Source organism: Mesorhizobium silamurunense, from assembly GCF_014843825.1.
Lineage (GTDB): Bacteria > Pseudomonadota > Alphaproteobacteria > Rhizobiales > Rhizobiaceae > Mesorhizobium > Mesorhizobium silamurunense.
On record NZ_JHQR01000034.1, the window covers coordinates 1 to 22,473 of the forward strand.

Annotated in this window: 18 protein-coding genes; 11 read left to right on the forward strand and 7 right to left on the reverse strand. The window is 64.2% G+C overall.

Annotation, left to right across the window (positions count from 1 at the left end; translation table 11 throughout):
* The 3 genes from DH10_RS03340 to DH10_RS03350 form a co-directional block, all read right to left on the reverse strand.
* Window positions 1–1,686: TRAP transporter large permease (locus DH10_RS03340; protein ID WP_192384197.1), on the reverse strand; the 1,686-nt coding region annotated here is incomplete at its 3' end.
* Window positions 1,683–2,288 carry a TRAP transporter small permease subunit gene (locus DH10_RS03345; protein ID WP_192250930.1) on the reverse strand — a complete coding sequence of 202 codons (606 nt, stop codon included), beginning with the start codon at window positions 2,286–2,288 and terminating at the stop codon, window positions 1,683–1,685. The genes DH10_RS03340 and DH10_RS03345, both read right to left, overlap by 4 nt.
* A 175-nt stretch (window positions 2,289–2,463) precedes the next feature.
* Window positions 2,464–3,369 carry a branched-chain amino acid ABC transporter permease gene (locus DH10_RS03350; protein ID WP_192250933.1) on the reverse strand — a complete coding sequence of 302 codons (906 nt, stop codon included), beginning with the start codon at window positions 3,367–3,369 and terminating at the stop codon, window positions 2,464–2,466.
* Between the two features lie 94 nt (window positions 3,370–3,463).
* On the opposite strand from DH10_RS03350, the gene DH10_RS03355 reads away from it, so the two are divergent.
* The 6 genes from DH10_RS03355 (at window position 3,464) to DH10_RS03380 (ending at window position 12,259) form a co-directional block, all read left to right on the forward strand.
* A complete protein-coding gene (locus DH10_RS03355; protein WP_192250936.1) occupies window positions 3,464–4,072 on the forward strand; it encodes a CGNR zinc finger domain-containing protein in 609 nt (202 codons plus the stop codon).
* Window positions 4,065–4,592, forward strand: a complete 528-nt coding sequence (locus DH10_RS03360; protein WP_192250939.1) for a hypothetical protein — start codon at window positions 4,065–4,067, stop codon at window positions 4,590–4,592. Before DH10_RS03355 ends, DH10_RS03360 begins: the two co-directional genes overlap by 8 nt.
* A 253-nt stretch (window positions 4,593–4,845) precedes the next feature.
* The gene (locus DH10_RS03365) at window positions 4,846–8,319 is read left to right on the forward strand and encodes an indolepyruvate ferredoxin oxidoreductase family protein (RefSeq protein ID WP_192384199.1); all 3,474 of its coding nucleotides are present in this window, start codon (window positions 4,846–4,848) and stop codon (window positions 8,317–8,319) included.
* A gap of 156 nt (window positions 8,320–8,475) precedes the next feature.
* Window positions 8,476–10,791 (forward strand): putative bifunctional diguanylate cyclase/phosphodiesterase, encoded by a 2,316-nt coding sequence (locus DH10_RS03370; protein WP_192250945.1) that lies wholly within the window; start codon window positions 8,476–8,478, stop codon window positions 10,789–10,791.
* Between the two features lie 414 nt (window positions 10,792–11,205).
* Window positions 11,206–11,967, forward strand: coding sequence for an N-acyl amino acid synthase FeeM domain-containing protein (locus tag DH10_RS03375; RefSeq protein WP_192250947.1), 762 nt, complete (start codon window positions 11,206–11,208; stop codon window positions 11,965–11,967).
* Window positions 11,968–12,109: 142 nt separating this feature from the next.
* Window positions 12,110–12,259 (forward strand): DUF3096 domain-containing protein, encoded by a 150-nt coding sequence (locus DH10_RS03380; protein WP_192250952.1) that lies wholly within the window; start codon window positions 12,110–12,112, stop codon window positions 12,257–12,259.
* Window positions 12,260–12,267: 8 nt separating this feature from the next.
* Here the strand turns inward: DH10_RS03380 and DH10_RS03385 are convergent, their stop codons facing one another.
* Window positions 12,268–13,272 (reverse strand): alpha/beta fold hydrolase, encoded by a 1,005-nt coding sequence (locus DH10_RS03385; protein ID WP_343221460.1) that lies wholly within the window; start codon window positions 13,270–13,272, stop codon window positions 12,268–12,270.
* A 58-nt stretch (window positions 13,273–13,330) separates the two neighbouring features.
* Between DH10_RS03385 and DH10_RS03390 the strand changes: the two genes are divergently transcribed.
* The 4 genes from DH10_RS03390 to DH10_RS03405 all read left to right on the forward strand — a co-directional run bounded on the left by DH10_RS03390 (window position 13,331) and on the right by DH10_RS03405 (window position 16,728).
* A complete protein-coding gene (locus tag DH10_RS03390) occupies window positions 13,331–13,555 on the forward strand; it encodes an aa3-type cytochrome c oxidase subunit IV (RefSeq protein WP_192250953.1) in 225 nt (74 codons plus the stop codon).
* Window positions 13,556–13,641: 86 nt separating this feature from the next.
* Window positions 13,642–14,907, forward strand: a complete 1,266-nt coding sequence (locus DH10_RS03395) for a Re/Si-specific NAD(P)(+) transhydrogenase subunit alpha (protein ID WP_192250956.1) — start codon at window positions 13,642–13,644, stop codon at window positions 14,905–14,907.
* On the forward strand, window positions 14,907–15,329 hold the full coding sequence (locus tag DH10_RS03400) for a proton-translocating transhydrogenase family protein (protein ID WP_067003367.1): 423 nt from the start codon (window positions 14,907–14,909) through the stop codon (window positions 15,327–15,329). The genes DH10_RS03395 and DH10_RS03400 overlap by 1 nt, the downstream gene beginning before the upstream one ends.
* A gap of 1 nt (window position 15,330) precedes the next feature.
* On the forward strand, window positions 15,331–16,728 hold the full coding sequence (locus DH10_RS03405) for an NAD(P)(+) transhydrogenase (Re/Si-specific) subunit beta (protein ID WP_192250960.1): 1,398 nt from the start codon (window positions 15,331–15,333) through the stop codon (window positions 16,726–16,728).
* 121 nt (window positions 16,729–16,849) lie between these two features.
* Here DH10_RS03405 and gyrB read toward each other — a convergent pair whose 3' ends face one another.
* Both gyrB and DH10_RS03415 read right to left on the reverse strand, forming a co-directional pair.
* Window positions 16,850–19,321, reverse strand: a complete 2,472-nt coding sequence (gyrB, locus tag DH10_RS03410) for a DNA topoisomerase (ATP-hydrolyzing) subunit B (protein ID WP_192250963.1) — start codon at window positions 19,319–19,321, stop codon at window positions 16,850–16,852.
* A 248-nt stretch (window positions 19,322–19,569) separates the two neighbouring features.
* Complete coding sequence (locus DH10_RS03415; RefSeq protein ID WP_192250966.1) at window positions 19,570–20,151, reverse strand: NADPH-dependent FMN reductase; 582 nt, start codon at window positions 20,149–20,151, stop codon at window positions 19,570–19,572.
* A gap of 181 nt (window positions 20,152–20,332) precedes the next feature.
* On the opposite strand from DH10_RS03415, the gene DH10_RS03420 reads away from it, so the two are divergent.
* Window positions 20,333–21,703, forward strand: a complete 1,371-nt coding sequence (locus tag DH10_RS03420) for a cytochrome P450 (protein ID WP_192250969.1) — start codon at window positions 20,333–20,335, stop codon at window positions 21,701–21,703.
* Between the two features lie 78 nt (window positions 21,704–21,781).
* Here the strand turns inward: DH10_RS03420 and DH10_RS03425 are convergent.
* A partial coding sequence (locus DH10_RS03425) for a complex I NDUFA9 subunit family protein (RefSeq protein WP_192384201.1) occupies window positions 21,782–22,473 on the reverse strand: 692 nt, incomplete at its 5' end.

Below are 22,473 nucleotides of genomic sequence, written 5' to 3' on the forward strand. Positions count from 1 at the left end.
CGGTGCGGCGCCGCCGTTGGCGGGCGCCGCGCCATTGTCGGTCGGCGGCGTGCCGAGCGGCGCCAATCCCGGCATCTCCGGCAGCTTGATGTCGATGGTGCTTGGTTCGACGGCGGCGCCCTTGTAGCGCATCACCATCTGCGGGAAGGCGATGGTGAGCCCGATCATGATCACCTGGATGCAGACGAACGGCACCGCGCCCCAATAGATCTGGCCGGTGGTGACCGGCGCGATCTGCTTGCCGGTGAGCCGGTCGAGATAGGGCACGCGCGCGGCGACCGAACGCAGATAGAACAGCGCGAAGCCGAAAGGCGGATGCATGAAGCTGGTCTGCATGTTGACGCCGAGCAGCACGCCGAACCAGATCAGGTCGATGCCGAGCTTGTCGGCGGCGGGCGCCAGCAGCGGCACGATGATGAAGGCGAGCTCGAAGAAATCGAGGAAGAAGGCGAGCACGAAGACGAGGATGTTGACGCCGATCAGGAAGCCGGTCTCGCCGCCGGGCAGCGAGGTCAGGAGATGCTCGACCCAGATATGGCCATTGACGCCGTAGAAGGTGAGCGAGAAGACGCGCGCGCCGATCAGGATGAACAGCACGAAGGAGGAGAGCCGCGTCGTCGAGGCCAGCGCCTGCTTGATCACATCCAGCGACAGCCGTCCCTTCGCAGCCGCCATAATCAAAGCGCCGACCGAGCCCATGGCGCCACCCTCGGTCGGGGTGGCGATGCCGAGGAAGATGGTGCCGAGCACCAGGAAGATCAGCGCCAGCGGCGGGATGAGCACGATCACCACCTGCTGCGCCAGCTTGGACATCATGTGGATTCCGAGCCGCTGGTCGGCGATCGCCACGATGTAGATGACGATCACGCCGACGGCGGCGCCGAGGATGTCCGCATTGTCGCCATGCGTCGGCACGAGGTAGCGATAGGCGGCATAGGAGATCGCGCCGGCCACCAGCAGCGCTACGATCAACGAGATGACGCCGTGGCCGAGCGTGCGGGCTTCGAGCGGCAATGCGGGCATTGCGTTCGGCCGGACGATCGACATGATCAGGATGTAGAGCATGTAGATGCCGGTCAGCACGAGTCCGGGGATCAGGGCGCCCGCATACATGTCGCCGACCGAGCGGCCGAGCTGGTCGGCCAGCACGATCAGCACCAGCGAGGGCGGGATGATCTGGGCCAGCGTGCCGGAAGCCGCGATCACGCCCGAGGCGAGGCGCCGGTCGTAGCCGTAGCGCAGCATGATCGGCAGCGAGATCAGCCCCATGGCGATGACTGAAGCCGCCACCACGCCGGTCGTCGCGGCAAGCAGCGCGCCGACGAAGATCACCGCATAGGCGAGCCCGCCGCGGATCGGGCCGAAGAGCTGCCCGACCGTGTCGAGCAGGTCCTCGGCCATGCCGGACCGTTCCAGCACGATGCCCATGAAAGTGAAGAACGGAATGGCCAGCAGCGTGTCGTTCGACATCACCCTGGTGCCGTAGAAATTGTCCGGCAGCGCATGCAGCAGCGGCCAGGCGAGGTTGATCGATCCGCCCGAATAGGGCGACAAGAGCACGCCGATGAAGAAGAACAACAGCCCGTTTGCCGCGAGCGAGAAGGCGACGGGGTAGCCGATCAAAAGGAAGATGATCAGCGAGGCGAACATGATCGGAGCCATGTTCTGCGCGATGAACTCGATCATGAGCGCACCTCGCCGGCCAACGCCTTGGCTTCCTCGGCAAGCGCCTTGGCCTCGAGCTCGGCCTGCTCATGCGCCGAGATGAAGGGATTGGGATCCTCCATGTCGCCGCGCATGATGGCGACCTTCTTGATGATCTCGGAAACGCCCTGCAGCGCCAACAGGAAGAAACCGACGAGCAGGATAGCCTTCGCCGGCCAGACGATCAGGCCGCCGGCATTGGTCGACATCTCGCCGCTGTGGAAGGACAGCGACACGTAAGGCACGAAGTAGATCACCATCAAGACCGCGAACGGCATCAGGAAGAGCAGATGGCCGAGGAGGTCGATCCAGTGCTGTACGCGGCGGGAAAAAATGCCGTAGACGATGTCGATGCGGATATGGTCGTTCTGCTTCAGCGTGTAGGCGGCAGCCAGCATGAAGGCGGCACCGAAAAGGTACCACTGCAGCTCCAGCCAGGCGTTGGACGAGATGTCGAACACCTTGCGGATGACGGCATTGACGGCGCTCACCAGGATCGCAAGCAGGATCGCCCACGAGACCCAACGGCCGATGAACTCGTTGATGCGGTCGATCGTCCTGGATAGAGCGAGCAGCACTGTCATGCATTTCCTCCCTGGTCATGCCGCGTGCCCGATTCCCCCATCCGGTGGCGCGCCGCTTGGCCCAACGGTATGCAGTGCGTGGTCTGACAGGTCAACACGACAAGGCGCGCCAAACGATGGCGCCGGTGGAAACCTGCCGGTTCACCGAACGTCATGCAACCAAAGTCTGACGGGTTCAGGCCACCTTGGCCTGGTCGCGGCCGGCCCCGATCAGCACCAGCATGGCGACGAGGAAGAGATAGATCCAGCCATCGCGCCATTCGATCGGGAAATAGCCGGCCCATAGCGATTCGGCCATGCCGAAGGCAGCGGCGCCAAGGGCCGCCCTCAGCGGCGACATATAGCCGCCGACAGCCGTCACGAACAGGATCTTGAGGCCATAGACGAGGCCGGTGCCGAAGCTGATGTTGCCGTAATAGAGGCCGGCGAGCACGCCGGCAGAAGCCGCGCAGAAGCCGCTGCAGAGCACCGCGCGGCGGAACACGGCGCGAACGTCGATGCCGCACATCGCAGCCGCTTTCGGATCGTCGGATACAGCCCGCCAGGCGCGGCCGAAGCGCGAATGCGAAAACAGCCAGGCGGCCAGCGCCACCCCCGCTATCACGGCTGCGCAGTCCAGCAACTGGATGACGGTGAGCGTCACCTTGAAGCCGGTGTCCTGGGCGAAGATGACGGGTTGGGCGAGCATCGGCGGCATCCAGAGATCATGGGTATCGGCGGCGATGCGGCTTGCTTCCGACAGGAACAGCAGGATGCCGAGCGTCGTCACCACGATGGCATTGGGCGACCGGGCGGCAAGCCGTTCGAACACGCTGCGCGACAGCACCTGGCTGATCAGCACCGCGTAGAGCAGGGCGGCAACGATGCCGAGCGCGACCGAGGCGAACAGCGTCAGCCACAGCGCCTGGTAGCCGAAGGCGGCGGTCAGGATCATGGTGTGGCCGCAAAAGGCAAACAGGGCCCCATAGGCAAGGTTGGTGCGATGCAGGATGCCGTTGGTCAATACATAGCCGAAGGCGAGCAGCGCATAGAGCGCGCCCGAATGCAGCCCGTTCAGCACCTGCTGGTAGAAATAGAGCATCAAGCATCTCTGGGGCTGTGCGACCTGGCCCCGTTGGAACCGTTGCACTCGGAATCTAACTTGTCAAATCCGTTTTATCGGTTAGATTTCTGGCATGACGGTATCCTGGACCCCGCACCGCTTCACCGGCGGCATCCTGGCGCTCGACACGGCGAACACGGTCGTGCTTCGCAACGATCCGGAAAAGACCTTCGACCGCTTCGATGATCCGGCCGAGATCGCCCGCTTTGCCGAGGCGGCAAGCGGCTTTCGCGCCGCCGAACTCGGCGGCCGGCGGCTGGAGGCGCCGGAACCGGACGGCATCGCCCCGGTTGTGCTGTCGATCCGCGAGGCGACCGACCGCCTGTTCCGCCATGCCATAGCGAAAGGCGCGATCGCCGCCGGCCATCTGCCGGATTTCCTGACGGCCTGCGCCGACGGGCTCTCCGGCAGCAGCACCGAAATCGGCGCGCCGGGCAGGCCCTTTGGCGATCCGTCGACACCGATCGCCTTCGAGGCGGCTTTGGCCGTCTCGGCGCTTTCACTGCTGCGGGATGACACCGTTGCCAGGCTCAGGATCTGTCCGAACTGCAGCTGGCTCTTCGTCGACCGCAGCCGCAACTCCAGCCGCCTCTGGTGCGACATGGCGGTGTGCGGCAACCGCCAGAAAGCGAATCGTTACTATCGCCGCCGCACGGCGGCCAGGGAGACCACCAATGCCTAGCAAATTCCGTTCGATCGCCCTTAGCGCGGCCCTGATTGCCGCGACGGCGCTCGGCGCCTGCCGCGATACCGGCAAGGAGCAGCTCTTCGCCATTTCCGGCAAGCTGTTCGAGTTCAACTACCGGCTCGGCATCGCCACCTATGTCATCACGCTGAGGCCGCTGCGGCCGATGGGTGAGGGACAGGTTGCGGTCGTCAATTTCCAGAATCCGGCCGGCGGCGATCCGCTCGTCGTCAACCAGAAGATCTGGCCGAAGCTTCCCCACATCACGCTTACCAGCCCGCCGCTCACCTGCGTCGTCAAGGACAAGCCCTATTCCGTTACGATCCGCATCGAGGATTCCAGCGGCACATTGCTCCAGAGCCTCGAGACGACAATGGCCTCGACGGAGGATCAGACGATGCTGCCGGACCGGCCGCTGGTGATCGGGCCGAAATATGAGCTCAATCCGGACCTTGCCGGCCATCCCGACGGCAAGCTGCCCGATGCGCCCAAGCCTGATTGCTCGAAGGCGGTCTAGGGCACGATCCCAAACCTTTGGTTCGAAAAGATCATGCTCGACCGGGAAGCGCCGGCTGCCGAAACTTTCGTGCTTCATGAAGCGGTTGGCTTCATCTTAAATGCGCTGGGTGGGTTCACCCGGACCGTTTGTTGCGTCCCGCCTGGCCTCTGCGATTTTGTTTGACCTCTCCCGCAAGGGAAGAAAGACTGCGGCCTCCCACTCCGACGTTGGCCGCCCGATCCGAGGCGTGCCTCCGCAGAGGAAATGCCTGATGACGCTGCATGACGTCGCGCTCGACGACAAGTTCGACCTTGGCAAGGAGCGCGTTTTCCTGTCCGGGGCGCAGGCCGTCGTGCGCATGCTCCTTATGCAGCGCGAGCGCGACCGCCGCTCGGGCCTCAACACCGCGGGCTTCGTTTCCGGCTACCGCGGCTCGCCGCTCGGCGGCCTCGACATGCAGCTTTGGCGGGCGAAGAAGCAGCTTGCCCAGGCCGACATTGTCTTCCAGCCGGGCCTCAACGAGGAGCTCGCCGCCACCGCCTGCTGGGGTTCGCAGCAGACCGAACTGCTCGGCGAAGGCACGCATGATGGCGTCTTTGCCGTCTGGTATGGCAAGGGGCCGGGCGTCGACCGCTCCGGCGACGTGTTCCGCCACGCCAATCTCGCCGGCTCGTCGAGAAATGGCGGCGTTCTCGCCCTGATGGGCGACGACCACATGGCCGAATCCTCGACCAACGCGCATGCCACCGAATTCCTGTTCGTCGACACCATGGTGCCGATCCTCAACCCGGCCGGCGTGCAGGAGATCATCGACTACGGCCTCTATGGCTTTGCCATGTCGCGCTTCGCCGGCACCTGGGCGGCGATCAAATGCGTCAAGGACAACATCGAATCGACAGCCTCCGTCGACGCCTCGATCGAGCGGCTGAACATCGTCATTCCGGACTTCGACATGCCGCCCGGCGGCCTCAACATCCGCCACGAGATCGACATGCTCGGGCAGGAGGAGCGGCTGCATGAGCATAAGCGCGCCGCGGCTTCAGCCTTCATCCAGGCCAATGGGCTGAACCGGATCGTCTATTCCGGCGGCCGCAAGCCGAAGCTCGGCATCATCACCATCGGCAAGAGCTATCTCGACGTCCGCCAGGCGCTCGAGGATATAGGCATCGACGAAGCGGCGGCCAACCGCATCGGCATCCGCCTGTTCAAGGTCGGCTGCCCCTGGCCGCTCGACTATCAGCATATCGCCGACTTCGCCCGCGGCCTCGACACCATCGTCGTCGTCGAGGAGAAGCGATCGCTGATCGAGGTGCAGTTGCGCGAGAACCTCTACGGCTCCGCCATCCAGCCGGCCATCGTCGGCAAGAAGGACGAGCGCGGCGACTGGCTGTTTCCGGCTAAGGGCGCGCTCGACCCGAACGAGATCGCGATCGCGCTCGGCGAGCGGATCCTGCGCACCATCGGCCCCTCGGAGGAGATCGCTGCGCGGGTAGCGAAGCTGCGCCAGTTCCAGGCGATGCTTGCCGACACCGTCGACATCGGCTCGCGCACGCCCTTCTTCTGCTCGGGCTGCCCGCACAATTCCTCGACCAAGGTGCCCGAGGGCTCGCTCGCCGCCGCCGGCATCGGCTGCCACTTCATGGCGCTGTGGATGGACCGGAACACCGTCGGCTTCACCGCCATGGGCGGCGAGGGCGCGCAATGGGTCGGCCAGGCGCCGTTCTCCAGGCGCGATCATATCTTCCAGAATCTCGGCGACGGCACCTACAACCATTCCGGCCTGCTGGCGATCCGCTTCGCGCTGTCGAGCGGCGCCAACATCACCTACAAGATCCTCTACAACGACGCGGTCGCCATGACCGGCGGCCAGCCCCATGAAGGCGGCCTGACGGTGGATATGATCGCCAGGCAGGTGCGCGCCGAGGGCGTCGAGCGCATCGCGGTCGTCACCGACGAGCCGGATAAATATGCCGGCAAGGCCGATTTCCCGGCCGGCGCCACCATCCATCACCGCGATGATCTCGACCTCGTCCAGCGCGAATTGCGTGGCGTGAAAGGCGTCTCGGTGCTTCTCTACGACCAGACCTGCGCCGCAGAAAAACGCCGGCGCCGCAAGCGCGGCACCTTCCCCGATCCCGACAAGCGCGTCTTCATCAACGAGCTGGTTTGCGAAGGCTGCGGCGATTGCGGCGTTCAGTCGAACTGCGTTTCGATCCAGCCGGTCGAGACGGAATTCGGCCGCAAGCGCCGGATCGACCAGTCGAGCTGCAACAAGGACTTTTCCTGCCTCAACGGCTTCTGCCCCTCTTTCGTGACGGTGCACGGCGGCAAGATCAGGAAGGCCGAAGGTATTGCCGGCAAGAGCGATCCGCTGGACGGCGTGCCGTCACCCGCCGAATTTCCGCTCGGCGACCAGGGCTGGGCAGCGATCATCGACGGCGTCGGCGGCACCGGCGTCGTCACCATCGGCGCGGTGCTCGGCATGGCCGCCCATCTCGAGGGCAAGGGCTGCGGCATGATCGACATGGCGGGTCTTGCCCAAAAGGGCGGCTCGGTCTTCACCCATGTCCGCATTGCCGCGACGCCCGAGGACATCCACACCATCCGCGTCTCGGCCGGCAAGGCCGACCTCGTGCTCGGCTGCGACCTCGTCGTCTCCGGGGCCAAGAAAGTGCTCGCCGCGGTGCGTGAAGGCCACACCATATTTCTCGCCAACACCGCCGAAATCATGCCCGGCGAATTCACCCGCTCGGCCGATTTTTCGCTGCCGGTCGAGCGGCTGAAGAAGGCGATCCGTGCCGCCGCCGGCGACGGCAAGGCCCACTTCTTCGACGCCACCCGCACGGCGACCGCGCTGTTCGGCAATTCGCTCGGCGCCAACATGTTCATGCTCGGCTTCGCCTTCCAGCATGGCGGGCTGCCGCTCTCGGCCGAAGCCGTTGAAAAGGCTATCGAATTGAACGGCGAAGCGGTGGCGATGAACATCGCTGCCTTCCGCTGGGGCCGTCGCGCCGCGCACCAGCCGGATTTCGTGCGCAACTTGGTCGGCAAGACGGGCAAGCCGGCGTCGGCACCCGCCGAAACGATCGACGACATCATCGCCCGGCGCGTCGCTTTCCTCACCGCTTACCAGAACGCCGCCTATGGAAGGCGCTATGCCGACAGGGTCGCCGCGCTGCGTGCCGCCGAGGCGAGAGCGGTTCCCGGCTCGACGGCCGTGACCGAGGCTGGCGCCAAGAACCTGTTCAAGCTGATGGCGATCAAGGACGAGTATGAGGTGGCGCGGCTCTATACTGATGGCGCCTTCGCCGCCGACCTCGCAAGGCAGTTCCAGAGCTACGAAAGGCTGGAATTCCACCTCGCGCCGCCGGTCCTCGGGCGGCGCGGCAATGACGGTCGCCCAAGGAAATCGAGCTTCGGCCCGTGGATGATGAAGGCATTTCGCCTGCTCGCTGCCATGAAAGGCCTGCGCGGCACCGCGCTCGACGTGTTCGGCCGCACCGCCGAACGGCGAGCCGAGCGGCGGCTGCTTGCGCAATACGAGGCCGATCTCGATCTGATCGCCGCGGCACTTGCGCCGGGCAGGATCGATGCCGCCGCCGCTCTGGCCTCCGTGCCGGCGCTCGTCCGCGGCTATGGCCATGTCCGGCAAGCCAGTGCCGCAAAGGCGGCGGAGGAGCGCTCCAGGCTGCTGCAGCGGCTGACCCAGGCCGAGCCGGCGCCGGTTCTCAGCGCCGCTGAGTGATTGCACCAAACCGATTGCCCGAAGCTTTTTCAGGTCGGCCTCGACCCTTGCGCCTTTGGCGGGCGGGCGGGCCGAAGCCGTTGCTTAAGCGCTTCCTGTTCTAAGCCTTTCTTAAGGCGGTTGTGTCATGACAAGGCTTAGCGTTGGGCCGACCCTATGGGCAAAACAAAGACCGAAAGCATCCCTGCGGATGTTTATATCCAATTTGTGCGGTCGTTGTTCGACAACGCGCACATGTTGTTGATCGGTGGTGCGTGCTACTGGATCCTCGGATTCATGATCAATCTGCGTACGCACAATCCCTTGTTCCTGGCGTTTTCTTTTGCTCTGCTTTCCGTCAGCCTTATCCGTTACTTCGGCATTCGCGGCTTCCTGAAGACAGGCGGCGTGATTGCCGATGTCGAACACGCGCAGCGATTGGAGCGCAGCTACATCCTCAAGGGCTGCCTCCAGGGTCTCGGATTGGGCGCGCTATGCTTCGTGTCGATCTATGTTTATCCCGATCCCTTCGCCGAGCTGGCGGCGATGTCGCTGACCCTGGCGACCCTGGTCACGGTTGTCGCCCGCAACTACGGGTCTCCGCGCATGGTGCGGATTTTTTCCGTGACCTTCATCGGTCCGGCGGCGCTTGCGCTCCTGCTGCGCATGGACGCGCCCTCCGTCGTCCTCGGCCTGATGATCATCCCGATGACGTTCATCACCATCACCGGCGCCGATCATGTCCGCAACGTGCTGTTCTCGGCGGTCATCGGGCACAAGCAGGCGAGGAACCTGACGCGCAGGTTCGACCGCGCGCTCAACACCATGTCGCATGGCCTGGTCATGCTCGGCCCGGACGGACGCGTCGCCGTCGCCAATGCCGAGGCCGCCCATCTGATGTCGCTGAAATCGGCCGATGCGCTGCTCGGGCGCTCGATTCACGGGCTTCTGATGCGCGGCGTCGCCGGCGGCATGCTGGCGCCGAAGGATTGCCGCTACATCGAGGCCCAGCTGACGCGCGCCCTGCGCGAGGGCCGGGACCGCAAGGTGCTGGTGTCGCTTGCCAACGGCCAGCACTACGAATTCTCCGCGCGCGAAGGCAGCCAGGAACTCGGCGTCATCACCTTCGAGGACGTGACGGCCCGCGTTGAGGCGGAGGAAAAGATCCGTTTCATGGCGCGCTACGACAACCTCACCGGTCTGCCGAACCGTGCCTACTTCCACGAGCTGGTCGGCGAGGCCATGGCCTCCGGCGACCGCGACCGGCTCTGCGGCCTGGCGGTGCTCGACCTCGACGATTTCAAGAGCGTCAACGACACGCTCGGCCATCCGGTCGGCGACGGATTGATCTATGCCGTAGCCGAGCGGCTGGCGGCGGTCGCCGGGCCTGGCATCAATGTCAGCCGCTTCGGCGGCGACGAGTTCATGATCTATTTCGACCGCATCGAGGATGAGAGCCATCTCGGCGGCCTGCTCGACGAGATCTTCGCCGACCTGCAGGGCGAGGTCGACGTCGCCGGCCACGGCCTGCGCATCCAGGCCAGCGGTGGCGCAGTATTGTCCTGGGTCAAGGACACCGATGTCGACGCCATGATCGTCAAGGCGGACCTTGCGCTCTACAAGGCCAAGGAGCTCGGCAAGAACAGCTGGCGGCTGTTCGAGGCTTCGATGGATGCCGCCTTTCGCAACCGCCAGCTGATGAAGGCCGATCTGCGCAGCGCCGTTCAAGCCAGGGAATTGCGCGTCGTCTACCAGCCGATCGTGTCGATGAGCACCATGCGCATCGCCAGCTGCGAGGCGCTCTGCCGCTGGGATCATCCCGATCTTGGTCCGATTTCGCCAAGCATCTTCATTCCGCTGGCCGAGGAGATGGGCATCATCTCCGAGATCAGCGCCTTCGTGCTGCAGGCGGCCTGCGCCGAATGCGCCAAATGGCCGGCGCAGACCAGCGTCTCGATCAACCTCTCGGCCAAGGATTTCCGCAACCGCGACGTCGTGCAGAAGGTGCGCGATGCCCTGGCGGCGTCAGGCCTTGCGCCGCACCGGCTCGAAATCGAGGTCACGGAGACCGCCTTGCTTGACGACAAATCGCTGACCCGCGAGTTGATCGAAGAGATGAAGACCCTGGGCGTCCGCATAGCGCTCGACGACTTCGGCACCGGCTATTCCAGCCTCAGCTACCTGCACAAGCTGCCGCTCGACAAGATCAAGATCGACCGCTCCTTCCTGATCGACGTGACCCAGAGTCCCCAGTCGCTCGACCTTCTGAAGGGTATCGTCGGTTTGACCCGGACGCTGGGCCTGGTCGTCACCGTCGAAGGGGTCGAGACTTTCGAGCAGCTGAAGATATTGGTGCGTTCGGTCAAACCGGACCTCGTGCAAGGGTTCCTCTTCGGCGCCGCGCTGAGCGCGTCCGGCATCGAGACGATGTCGAACGTCACCTGGCCGTTCGCCGCGGACCTGCGCCTCGCGGCCAAGCGGACGGCCAGGTAGCCGTATTTGCAAATTTCGCCGGATCGACAACGCGCGTTGCTTTGGCTGAGAAGCAATTTGCACGAAGCTCAAGCTTTGAAGGCGCTTTGGCAATATCTTTCGAAACAATTGCGGTCAAAGCGAGAGGCTGTTTTCTATGGTAAATTGTATAAAAAAATATTTTCAATAGAAATGTGATTCTATCGGAATATGAGTTACATAAACAGTTCTAATTGCCGAGTTTTTCGGCGCTCTTCATCCCGAATGCGAGCTTAGGCCAGGGCGCTCGGTCGGCTTTTTCAGCGCAACTTTACCGGCGAGGAGTTCCGCCGGTTATTAAGGTTAACGAAGGGTAAATCAGCAGTATCGAATTTTCGGCTTGTGTCCCATTTCAACTCGAATAGCCTATTCACAGGCGGATACGAGGACTTGAGAATGGATGCTGCGAGAAACGATGCGCAGGCTGGCGCCGGCGCAAACGCTGGGTCGGCGCTGAACCGTTCGATCATGCAATTGCTGGAGCATGTCGATTATCGTCTCATCACGGGGGGCGAGGATCTGGAGGCGATCTACCGCCTCCGCTATCAGTCCTACCTGCGCTCGGGCATGTGCGGTCCGATCGCCAGCGGGATGTTCGAGGATCGCTGGGACAATCTGCCGAATTCCTATCGCTTCGGCGTCTATTTCGATGGCCACTTGGTCAGCACCCTGCGGCTCCACTACATCTCCCGCGAGCACCCCTATTCGCCTTCCGTCGACGCCTATCCGGAGATTTTGGCCGAACGGCTTGCCCGGGGAGAGAGCTTCATCGACGGAACCCGCTTCGCAACCGATGCGGACGGCGCGCCCGCGCCGGGGGTTCTGCCGTTCCTGACGCTCAGGCTCGGCATGGTGGCCTCCTGTTACTTTGGCCAGACCGCGGTGCTCACGCCGGTCAAGGTCGAGCATGCCGCTTACTATGCCCGCATATTCCATGCCGTGCAGCGGACCGAGGGCAAGGTCTTTCCAGGCGTTCTTGCGCCGATCGCTTTGTTCGAAATCCCCTGCGGCGAAAATCTGCGCCAGACGCTCGAGCGGTTCCCGTTCTTCAAGTCGACGCCGGTGGAACAGCGGATGATGTTCGCCAATCCGGCCATCAATCGGCTGACCCCCCTGTCCATCGTACCGACGGCGAAATACTACCGCGACGCCGCCTGAAAGGGCGTCCTTCCGCGCATCATGGACCTTTCTTGCGATTCCCGCGTTACGAGTAGCGGCGTCGCGATCGGGCGACGCCGCATTCTTGCCCAGCAGGCGTTTCGCCAGCTCATATCGCGTTGTTCATGGGAAGGATACGGTCATGACCATCCACTCGCTTGCGCTCACGCCGCTGATCTCGCTGATCGCCGGCATATTGATCCTGGTGATGCCGCGCCTGCTCAACTACATCGTCGCGCTCTACTTGATCGTCGTCGGCATTCTCGGCCTGTTTCCGCACCTCGCCAGCTGAAAGAACTCTCAGCTGGCGAAAAAGCGCAGCGCGGCAGCGACAATCGCCTCCGGTGCATCCTCCTGCATGAGGTGACCGGAGCCCGGAACCAGCGTCAAGGTGCAATCCGGCAGCATGGCCGCAAGCTTCTCGCCGCTCCGCGGCAAGATCCAGCGATCTTCTTCTCCCCACAGCAAAGCTACCGGGCAGCGGAATTCGCGATAGAGCGGTTCGACCTCGTCGGTGAAACGCTGATCCATCTGCGCGATCTGCCGATAGAAAGCCGCCTGGCCATCCGAACCGGTCCATGGTGCGATGTACGGCTGCAGTTCGTCGTCGGACAAAGGTTTGGCTGCCGCGCCTGCAATATACGCCTTCAGGATCGCTACCTGGATGTAGTCCGGTACGCCGGCAAAGGCGAATTCATGCCGCCTGACATGCTGGACAAAGGGTGAGCCCCACGGCCGCACCGCCACCGGATCGATCAACAGCAGTCTTTCATAATCGCAACCGTCAATCAGATGCGCTCGCAAGGCGGTGGCGCCTCCGAAGTCATGGGCGATGATGTTCGGTCGATCGAGCTGCCAGAACGCCAGCATCGCCGCCAGCGCCTTGTTCTGGATGCCCAGCGAAACATCCTGCCCCTCGCGTTTCTCGGACTGGCCATACCCCGGAAGGTCGTAGAAATAGAGCGTGTGCTCGCGCCCCAGTTCGGGGGCAATGCAATGCCAGACATGCGAGGAAAATGGCGTTCCATGCACGAGCACGATCGGAGGACCGGAGCCGGCCGAACCCCAGGCGATGCTGGTGCCTTCCCAGTCAAGTCTCTCTGTCGGCGACATCATGCGGGTGATTGCCCAGTCGTTGGTGCAGGCAAGCTTAGTCACGTCACGTTTAGCCGGAAAGCGCGAAATTATCATCGCACGTTCAGACGTCTTGAAGGGATCGGCGGCGCCAACCATGGTCTGCAACGGCCACCGGCCTTCAACTTTCATTTGAGGCTGTTGTCGCCGGCCGTGCGGCAATAGCGCCATTGCTCTTGGTCCGGCTTTTCGCTATGTGCCTCGAAGGCATTTTCGAAGGGGTATTCCTATGGCTGATCACACGCCGACCGGTCCTGTCGAACTGGGTGCGCAGATGGACTATGCCGAGCATGATCGCACCTACAGGGCGTTCCTCTCGCTCGCCAAATACGGCTCGCTCGTCTGCGCCGCGATCCTGCTGGCCATGGCCTTTGGCTTCTTCGCAGGCGGCTTCTTCTCGGCGACTATCCTGTTCATCGTGATCATGGCCGTCGGCTATTTCATTCTGCGGTAGACTTTCCAAGCCATTGCGTTCGACGTCCTGCCGGAGGTCCCGGCCGACGCCTTGCGCAGCAAGGTTCCAGCCGAAAGGATCATGCGGTGGGGCAGACGGTATTCATCCCTCGTGAGCTTGATGCGAACGAGCCGCGTGTCGCGGCCTCGCCTGAGACGGTAAAACGGCTGGTGAGCCTGGGCTTCGAGGTGATCGTCGAGAAGGGCGCTGGCCTCGGCTCGCGCATCCCCGACCAGGATTTCGCCGGTGCCGGCGGCACAATCGGAACGACGGCCGATGCCAAGAAGGCCGATGTCGTGCTGAAAGTGCGCCGGCCGACGGATGCCGAGCTGAAGGGCTACAAGCCGGGCGCGGCCGTCATCGCCATCATGGATCCCTACGGTAACGATGCCGCGGTGGCCGCCATGGCCAAGGCCGGCATCACCGCCTTCTCCATGGAGTTCATGCCGCGCATCACCCGCGCGCAGGTGATGGACGTGCTCTCCTCGCAGGCCAATCTCGCCGGCTACCAGGCGGTGATCGACGCGGCTGCCGAGTATGACCGCGCCCTGCCGATGATGATGACGGCGGCTGGCACTGTGCCGGCGGCGAAAACCTTCATCATGGGCGTCGGCGTCGCCGGCCTGCAGGCCATCGCCACCGCGCGCCGCCTCGGTGCTGTCGTCACCGCCACCGACGTGCGTCCGGCGGTGAAGGAGCAGGTGCAGTCGCTCGGCGCGAAATTCCTGGCGGTCGAGGACGAGGAGTTCAAGGCGGCCGAGACGGCCGGCGGCTACGCCAAGGAAATGTCGAAGGAATACCAGGGCAAGCAGGCGGCGCTCACCGCCGAGCATATCGCCAAGCAGGACATCGTCATCACCACGGCGCTGATCCCCGGCCGCCCGGCGCCGAAGCTGATCTCGGGCGAGATGGTCGCCTCGATGAAGCCGGGCTCGGTGATCGTCGACCTCGCCGTCGAGCGCGGCGGCAATGTTGAGGGTGCTGTGCCCGGTAAGGTTGTGACGACGGAAAACGGCGTCAAGATCGTCGGCCATCTCAACGTGCCGGGCCGCGTCGCGGCGTCGGCTTCGCTGCTCTATGCCAAGAACCTTTATGCCTTCCTTGAGACGATGGTCGACAAGGCGACCAAGCAGCTTGCCATCAAGCGCGACGACGAGCTGGTCAAGGCGACGATGCTGACCGATGGCGGTAAGGTCGTGCATCCCAATTTCGCCAAGGCTGATCAGCTGCCGCGCACGGAACCGGCTGCGATCCCGGCCACGGTCCTGGTCGCAGATGCCGCCGACAAGAAACCGACGCCCCGGAAAACCAACAACAGGAAGGCCGCGGCCAAGCCGAAGGGGAGCGCGTGATGGAACAGCTGCAGAAAGCCCTCGACCAGCTCGATCAGGCGACGGCCGCCGTCCGCCTTGCCGTGCAGGATCTGGCCAACGCGCCCGCCGGCGCCGAGGCTGCCGGTAACGCGGCGCATGCACTCTCGGGCGGCGCCATCGATCCCTTCGTCTTTCGCTTTGCCATCTTCGTGCTGGCGATCTTCGTCGGCTATTATGTCGTGTGGTCGGTGACGCCGGCGCTGCATACGCCGCTGATGGCCGTCACCAACGCCATCTCCTCGGTCATCGTTGTCGGCGCGCTGCTCGCCGTCGGCATCGCGGCCTCCGGCCTTGCTGCGGGCTTCGGCTTCATCGCCCTGGTGCTGGTCTCGGTCAACATCTTCGGCGGCTTCCTCGTCACCCAGCGCATGCTCGCCATGTACAAGAAGAAGGAAAAGTGACGTGACCGTCAATCTCGCTTCCTTCCTCTATTTGGTCTCGGGCATCCTGTTCATCCTGGCGCTGCGCGGCCTCTCGCATCCGACCACCAGCCGCCAGGGCAATCTCTACGGCATGATCGGCATGGGCATTGCCATTGCCACCACGCTGGCGCTGGCGCTGCCCTCGGCCGGCCGCTTCGGGTTGATCGTGCTCGGCCTCGCCATCGGCGGCGGCGTCGGCGCCTATGTGGCCCGGCGCATCGCCATGACCTCGATGCCGCAGCTCGTCGCCGCCTTCCACAGCCTCGTCGGCTTTGCCGCCGTCATGGTTGCGGCAGCCGCCATCTACGCGCCGGAAAGCTTCGGCATCGGCACGGCCGGCGACATCCATGCCCAGGCGCTCATCGAGATGAGCCTTGGCGTCGCCATCGGCGCCATCACCTTCACCGGCTCGGTCATCGCCTTCCTGAAGCTCGACGGCCGCATGTCCGGCAAGCCGATCATGATCGGCGGCCGCCACCTGATCAACATCGCGCTCGGCGCAGCACTTGTGGTGCTGATCGTGCTGCTCGTCACCACCGAATCGAAGCTTGTCTTCTGGCTGATCGTCGCTGCCTCGCTGGTGCTCGGCGTGCTGTTGATCATCCCGATCGGCGGCGCCGACATGCCGGTCGTGGTGTCGATGCTGAACTCCTATTCCGGCTGGGCCGCAGCGGCGCTTGGCTTCACGCTCGGCAACCTGGCGCTGATCATCACCGGTGCGCTGGTGGGCTCCAGCGGTGCGATCCTGTCCTACATCATGTGCAAGGGCATGAACCGCTCCTTCATCTCCGTCATCCTCGGCGGCTTCGGCGGCGAGTCGGCGGCTGCGGCCGATGACGGCATCGAGCGCACCGTCAAGCAGGGTTCGGCCGACGACGCGGCCTATCTGATGATGAACGCGCAGAAGGTCATCATCGTGCCGGGCTACGGCATGGCGGTGGCGCAGGCGCAGCATGCGTTGCGCGAAATGGCCGACAAGCTGAAGGCCAACGGCGTCGAAGTGAAATACGCCATCCATCCGGTCGCCGGCCGTATGCCCGGCCACATGAACGTGCTGCTCGCCGAGGCCAACGTGCCCTATGACGAGGTGTTCGAGCTGGAGGACATCAACTCCGAGTTCGCGCAGGCCGACGTCGCCTATGTCATCGGCGCCAACGACGTCACCAACCCGTCCGCGCGTGACGACAAGTCCTCGCCGATCTACGGCATGCCGATCCTCGACGTCGACAAGGCCCGCACCTGCCTCTTCGTCAAGCGCTCGCTCGGCTCCGGCTATGCCGGCATCGACAACACGCTGTTCTACAAGGACGGCACCATGATGCTGCTCGGCGACGCCAAGAAGATGACCGAGGAAATCGTCAAGGCCATGGATCACTGATCAGCCGCAGCTTCCGCAACAAAAAAGCCCGGCGCCCTGAACTGACCCCCGAAGGTTGTGTCCAACTTTACGGGGACAGTGCAGTCCGCCGGGTTTTTCGTTGCAGGAGACTGTCGGCTGCTCAGATGTCCAGATTGGCGACCGACAGCGCATTGTCCTGGATGAACTCGCGCCGCGGCTCCACTTCGTCGCCCATCAGCCGCGAGAACAGCGAGTCGGCGTCGGTGGCGTCATTCACCTTGACCTGCAGCAGCGAGCGCACATTCGGGTCGAGCGTGGTTTCCCAGAGCTGTTCGGCGTTCATCTCGCCGAGGCCCTTGTAGCGCTGCATGGTAAGCCCCTTGCGGCCGGCGGCGAACACCGCGTTGAGCAGCGCCAGCGGCCCCGAAAGAAGCTCGGAAGTTTCCTTGCGGCGCAGCACCGGCTGCTCGCCGTAGACTTCCGCCAGCCGCGGCGCGTAGCGGTCGAGCTGTCGCGCATCGGCCGAGTTGATCAGCCCGGCATCGAGCTGGACCACATCCTTGACGCCGCGCACGGTACGCTCGAAGACGTAGCCGCCCGAGCCGTCATTGGAGGTCGATAGCCGCCCGGTCCAGCCGCGCTCGGTCTCCTCGGCTATCATGTCGAGCCGCCCGGCGACGCGCTCGGCCATGGCGGTGGCGCGGCCGAGATCGGCAAGCACGTCGGCATTGAGCGCGCCGGCGATCGCCGCCTGCTCGACGACGCTGCGGTTGTAGCGTGTGTGCAGCCCGTTGATCAGATGCCGCACCGCCAGCGCGTCGTCGACGGCGCTGCGCAGGTCCTGTCCGGTGCGCACCTCGCCGGAGCCGAGCGTCAGCGAAGCCTCTTCAAGCCCGGATTCGATCAGATATTCCTCATAGGCGCTTTCGTCCTTGAGGTATTGCGAGCTCTTGCCCCGCGTCACTTTGTAGAGCGGCGGCTGGGCGATGTAGAGATGGCCGCGCTCGATCAGCTCCGGCATCTGCCGGAAGAAGAAGGTGAGCAGCAGCGTGCGGATATGGGCGCCGTCGACGTCGGCGTCCGTCATCAGGATGATCTTGTGGTAGCGCAGCTTGTCGGCATTGAACTCGTCCTTGCCGATCGAGGTGCCGAGCGCGGTGATCAGCGTGCCGATCATGTCGGAGCTGAGCATGCGGTCGAAGCGCGCCCGCTCGACATTCAGGATCTTGCCGCGCAGCGGCAGGATCGCCTGGTTCTGGCGCGAGCGCCCGCCCTTGGCGGAGCCGCCGGCCGAGTCGCCCTCGACGATGAAGATTTCCGACTTCGCCGGATCGCGCTCCTGGCAGTCGGCAAGCTTGCCGGGCAGCGAGGTGACGCCGAGCGTGCTCTTGCGGGTGATGTCGCGCGCCTTGCGCGCGGCCTCGCGTGCGGCGGCCGCCTGGATCACTTTCTCGACCACCACCTTGCCTTCGGTCGGATGCTCTTCCAGCCAGGTGCCCAGCGCCTCGTTGACCAGGCTTTCCACCACCGGCCTGACTTCCGATGACACCAGCTTGTCCTTGGTCTGCGAGGAGAATTTCGGGTCCGGAACCTTGACCGACAGCACGGCGCTCAGGCCTTCGCGGCAGTCGTCGCCGGTGAGCGAAACCTTCTCCTTCTTGGTCTGGCCGGAGGACTCGCCATAGCCGGTGATCTGCCGCGTCAGCGCCGCGCGGAAGCCGGCCAGATGCGTGCCGCCGTCGCGCTGCGGGATGTTGTTGGTGAAGGCCAGCACATTCTCGTGGTAGCTGTCGTTCCACCACATCGCCACCTCGACGGTGATGCCGTCGCGCTCGGCGCGGATGGCGATCGGCTTCTCGATCAGCGGCTTCTTCACCCGGTCGAGATATTTGACGAATTCCTCGAGCCCGCCGTCATAGTGCAGCTCATGGCGCACGAGGTCGGCATGGCGGGCGTCGGTCAGCACGATGCGCACGCCGGAATTGAGGAAGGCGAGCTCGCGCAGCCGGTGCTCCAGCGTATTGTAGTCGAACTCGACCATGGTGAAGGTCTCGGCCGACGGGAAGAAGGTTATCTCGCTGCCGCTGCGGCCCTCATAGGTGCCCGGGCGCTTGTCCTGCTCGTAGCTGCCGGTGACTTTCAGCGGCGCGTCGGCATTGCCATGCGTGAAGCCCATCTCGAAGATCTCGCCGTTGCGGCGGATCTTGAGCTTCAGCCATGCTGAGAGCGCGTTGACCACCGAGACGCCGACGCCGTGCAGGCCGCCCGAGACCTTGTAGGAGTTCTGGTCGAATTTGCCGCCGGCATGCAGCTGCGTCATGATCACTTCAGCCGCCGAGACGCCCTCGCTGGGGTGGATATCGGTCGGAATCCCACGGCCATTGTCGATCACCGTCACCGAGCCGTCGGGATTGAGCGTCACCGAGACGAGGTCGGCGTGCCCGGCCAGCGCCTCGTCGATGGCGTTGTCCACCACCTCATAGACCATGTGATGCAGGCCCGAGCCGTCATCGGTGTCGCCGATATACATGCCCGGCCGCTTGCGAACGGCGTCCAACCCCTTCAAAACCTTGATGGAATCGGCGCCGTACTCGGCTTCCGCGCCAATGGCGCTTTCGGTCTGGTCGCTCATAAATACCTGTCTGATTGATGTCGCTGATCCGGCGCGGAAAAATGGCCCCGAATCGCGCCGTTTTGATGTCCTAGATATAGGCGCAAATGGCCGGTTTTCCAAGGTTTGCGGGCATTTTGCCGGCTGGCGAGCGGCCGTTCATGATCTCCAGCGCGATGGACCGGGAAAGGGCGCGCGGACATCGGGACTATGCCGCTTGCGAAAGCCGCGCCCGAGCGCGGCCTGCAGCAGTCACGTCGGGACGTCTGCTATTCCGAAGGGAGGCCGGCGCGCAGCGACTTCAGCGCCTCGCTCCAGCGGAACAACTCCTCCAGCATGGTCCTTGCGCCGCCCAGCACCTGGTCGCTCGGATGGTACGCGCCGTCCTTGTCGAGCAAGGTCCTGTAGGAAGGCAACGCCACGCCTTCCGGAATCGGCATGACTCCGACGGAGGTCAGCAGCGGCTTCAGCGCCTGCGCCGCGCGCAGGCCTCCCGAAACGCCGCCATAGCTGAAGATCCCGGCCGGCTTGTAGCGCCATTCCTTGAGCAGGTAGTCGACAGCGTTAACAATCGCCGGGGCCACGAAATAATTGTATTCCGGCGCCACGAAGACGAATGCGTCGGCGGCATCGATCGCCTTCGACCAGGCCTTGGTGTGGTCGTTCTCGTATTTGCGCAGGCGCGGATGATGCGGCTCGTCGAGCAGCGGCAGCTTGAAGGCGGCAATGTCGGTCAGCACCGGCTCGAACTTGCCGTGCTCGCGCGCGAAGCCCTCCAGCCACTCGGCGAAGATCGGGCCGGCGCGCCCCGGCCGCGTGCTGCCGATGATGATGTTCAGCTGGTGCTTCACGGGTGACTCCTTGATTGACGGTGCCCGTTGGCGACTAAAGTAAGCGGTCACCGTCAACAAGCAGCCATTGACCGGCGCCGTTCACATTCAGGCGAGACGGTCTGTTCGCGGACTTGCCGTTCGGCCACATGGACGCCCGCTTTGCCGCGCATTACATTTGCGCTCGTAGCGGAGCATGCCCATGGACACCAAGCCCGCCCCTTTCGTGCCGCCCGCGCCGAAGCCGCGCACCCAGCCGCCCTCGACGCTGGAGATGATGCGCATCGTCTACCGTAACCCGCTCGAGCTGTGGGGCGAGCACACCTACAACGAGCCCTGGATCTCGGTGACCGGCATCGGCGGTCCGCTGGTTATCGCCAACGATCCCGGCCTGATCCGCCATGTCCTGATCGACAACGCCAGGAATTACAAGATGGCGACGGTGCGCCAGCTGATCCTGCGTCCGATCCTGCGCGACGGCCTGCTCACCGCCGAGGGCGAGGTGTGGAAGCGCTCGCGCAAGGCCATGGCGCCGATGTTCACGCCGCGCCACATCTTCGGCTTCGCCGAGCCGATGCTGAAGCGCACCCTGGAATTCGTCACCCGCTACGAGGCCGGCGGCACGTCCGACATCGCGCATGACATGACGCTGCTCACCTACGACATCCTTGCCGAAACGCTGTTTTCCGGCGAGATCGCCGGCGAGCCCGGCAGCTTCGCCAAGGAGATCGACCGCCTGTTCGAGACCATGGGCCGGGTCGACCCGCTCGACCTGTTGCGCGCGCCGGAATGGCTGCCGCGCCTCACCCGCATCCGCGGCCGCAAGACCATGGCCTATTTCCGCAACATCGTCGCCAACACGGTGAAGATGCGCGAGGAGCGGTTGAAGCGCGACCCCGACGGCGTGCCGCAGGATTTCCTGACGCTTCTGTTGAGGGCCGAAGGGCCGGATGGCCTCACCCGCTCGGAAGTCGAGGACAACATCATCACCTTCATCGGCGCTGGTCACGAGACCACTGCGCGGGCGTTGGGCTGGACGATCTACTGCCTCGCCGAAGCGCCCTGGGAGCGCGAGAGGATCGAGCGCGAGGTCGACGCGATGCTGGCGAGGGAGCCCGATCCGACAAAGTGGCTGGACGCCATGCCGCTCACCCGCGCCGGCTTCGAGGAAGCGCTCCGGCTCTATCCGCCGGCGCCCTCGATCAACCGCGAGCCGATCGAGCCGGAAACCTGGAACGGTCTCTACATCCCGAAATACGCCGCCGTGCTGGTGATGCCCTGGGTCGTGCACCGCCACCGCAAGCTGTGGGACAGGCCGGACGCCTTCATGCCGGAGCGCTTCCATCCGGAAAACCGCGACCGGATCGACCGCTTCCAATATCTGCCTTTCGGCGCCGGACCGCGCGTCTGCATCGGCGCCAGCTTCGCCATGCAGGAGGCGATCATCGCGCTGGCGATCCTGTTGTCGCGCTTCCGCTTCGATGTAACGTCGGAAACCCGGCCATGGCCGGTGCAAAAACTGACCACGCAGCCGCAGGGCGGACTACCGATGCAGGTTTCCCGTCGCCGCTGAGGCGCTCTCGTAGGTCAGAGCGATCCCGGACGGAAACCCCCGCCGGGCATTTGCTCGAATTGCTCTACTCGAATTGCTCTACCGGTCGGCTATCGGCCGGCGTTGCTGGAACTGACCCGCCGCGCGGAAGCGCCAAAGATAGCTTGGCAGGATCGTCGCGATCGCCTGCGGCAGGATGCCGAGGCCGGTGATCGTTCTGTTCGCCTTGGCGGCGGCTTCGGAGACGACGTTGTGCTCGCGCAGCTGCAGCACCTGGTCCTTGGTCAGCAGCGGATTGGGCAACAGCTGAAGGATCGAGGCCTGGATGTTGGCCATCCACCACGGCACCGGCACCAGGAGGCGCCTGCGGTCGATCACGGCGAGCATCTCCTCCATGCATTCCTTGAAGGTCAGCACCTGCGGGCCGCCGAGCTCATAGATATCGCCGCCCTTGACCTTGCCGTCGACCGAGCGCGCGATCGCCTCGGCGACGTCGCCGACATAGACCGGCTGGAATTTTGTCTGCCCGCCGCCGATCAGCGGCAGGATAGGGGAGTAGCGCGCCATGTTGGCGAAGCGGTTGAAGAAGCTGTCCTCGGGTCCGAAATTGATCGACGGACGGAAGATGACGGCATCGGGTATCGTCTCGAACACCGCCTTCTCGCCGAGCGCTTTGGTGCGGGCATAGCCTGACGGCGAGTTCAGGTCGGCGCCGAGCGCCGAGACATGGGTGAGGCCGGCGCCGACCGAGCGGGCGGCCTCGGCCACGGCGCGCGACCCGAACTCGTGCA

What these genes read in the sequence shown, in the direction of transcription:
- DH10_RS03345 (WP_192250930.1), bottom strand. Translation starts at nt 2,288, where the DNA reads ATGACAGTGCTGCTCGCTCTATCCAGGACGATCGACCGCATCAACGAG.
- DH10_RS03350 (WP_192250933.1), bottom strand. Translation starts at nt 3,369, where the DNA reads ATGCTCTATTTCTACCAGCAGGTGCTGAACGGGCTGCATTCGGGCGCG.
- DH10_RS03355 (WP_192250936.1), top strand. Translation starts at nt 3,464, where the DNA reads ATGACGGTATCCTGGACCCCGCACCGCTTCACCGGCGGCATCCTGGCG.
- DH10_RS03360 (WP_192250939.1), top strand. Translation starts at nt 4,065, where the DNA reads ATGCCTAGCAAATTCCGTTCGATCGCCCTTAGCGCGGCCCTGATTGCC.
- DH10_RS03365 (WP_192384199.1), top strand. Translation starts at nt 4,846, where the DNA reads ATGACGCTGCATGACGTCGCGCTCGACGACAAGTTCGACCTTGGCAAG.
- DH10_RS03370 (WP_192250945.1), top strand. Translation starts at nt 8,476, where the DNA reads ATGGGCAAAACAAAGACCGAAAGCATCCCTGCGGATGTTTATATCCAA.
- DH10_RS03375 (WP_192250947.1), top strand. Translation starts at nt 11,206, where the DNA reads ATGGATGCTGCGAGAAACGATGCGCAGGCTGGCGCCGGCGCAAACGCT.
- DH10_RS03380 (WP_192250952.1), top strand. Translation starts at nt 12,110, where the DNA reads ATGACCATCCACTCGCTTGCGCTCACGCCGCTGATCTCGCTGATCGCC.
- DH10_RS03385 (WP_343221460.1), bottom strand. Translation starts at nt 13,272, where the DNA reads ATGGCGCTATTGCCGCACGGCCGGCGACAACAGCCTCAAATGAAAGTT.
- DH10_RS03390 (WP_192250953.1), top strand. Translation starts at nt 13,331, where the DNA reads ATGGCTGATCACACGCCGACCGGTCCTGTCGAACTGGGTGCGCAGATG.
- DH10_RS03400 (WP_067003367.1), top strand. Translation starts at nt 14,907, where the DNA reads ATGGAACAGCTGCAGAAAGCCCTCGACCAGCTCGATCAGGCGACGGCC.
- gyrB (WP_192250963.1), bottom strand. Translation starts at nt 19,321, where the DNA reads ATGAGCGACCAGACCGAAAGCGCCATTGGCGCGGAAGCCGAGTACGGC.
- DH10_RS03420 (WP_192250969.1), top strand. Translation starts at nt 20,333, where the DNA reads ATGGACACCAAGCCCGCCCCTTTCGTGCCGCCCGCGCCGAAGCCGCGC.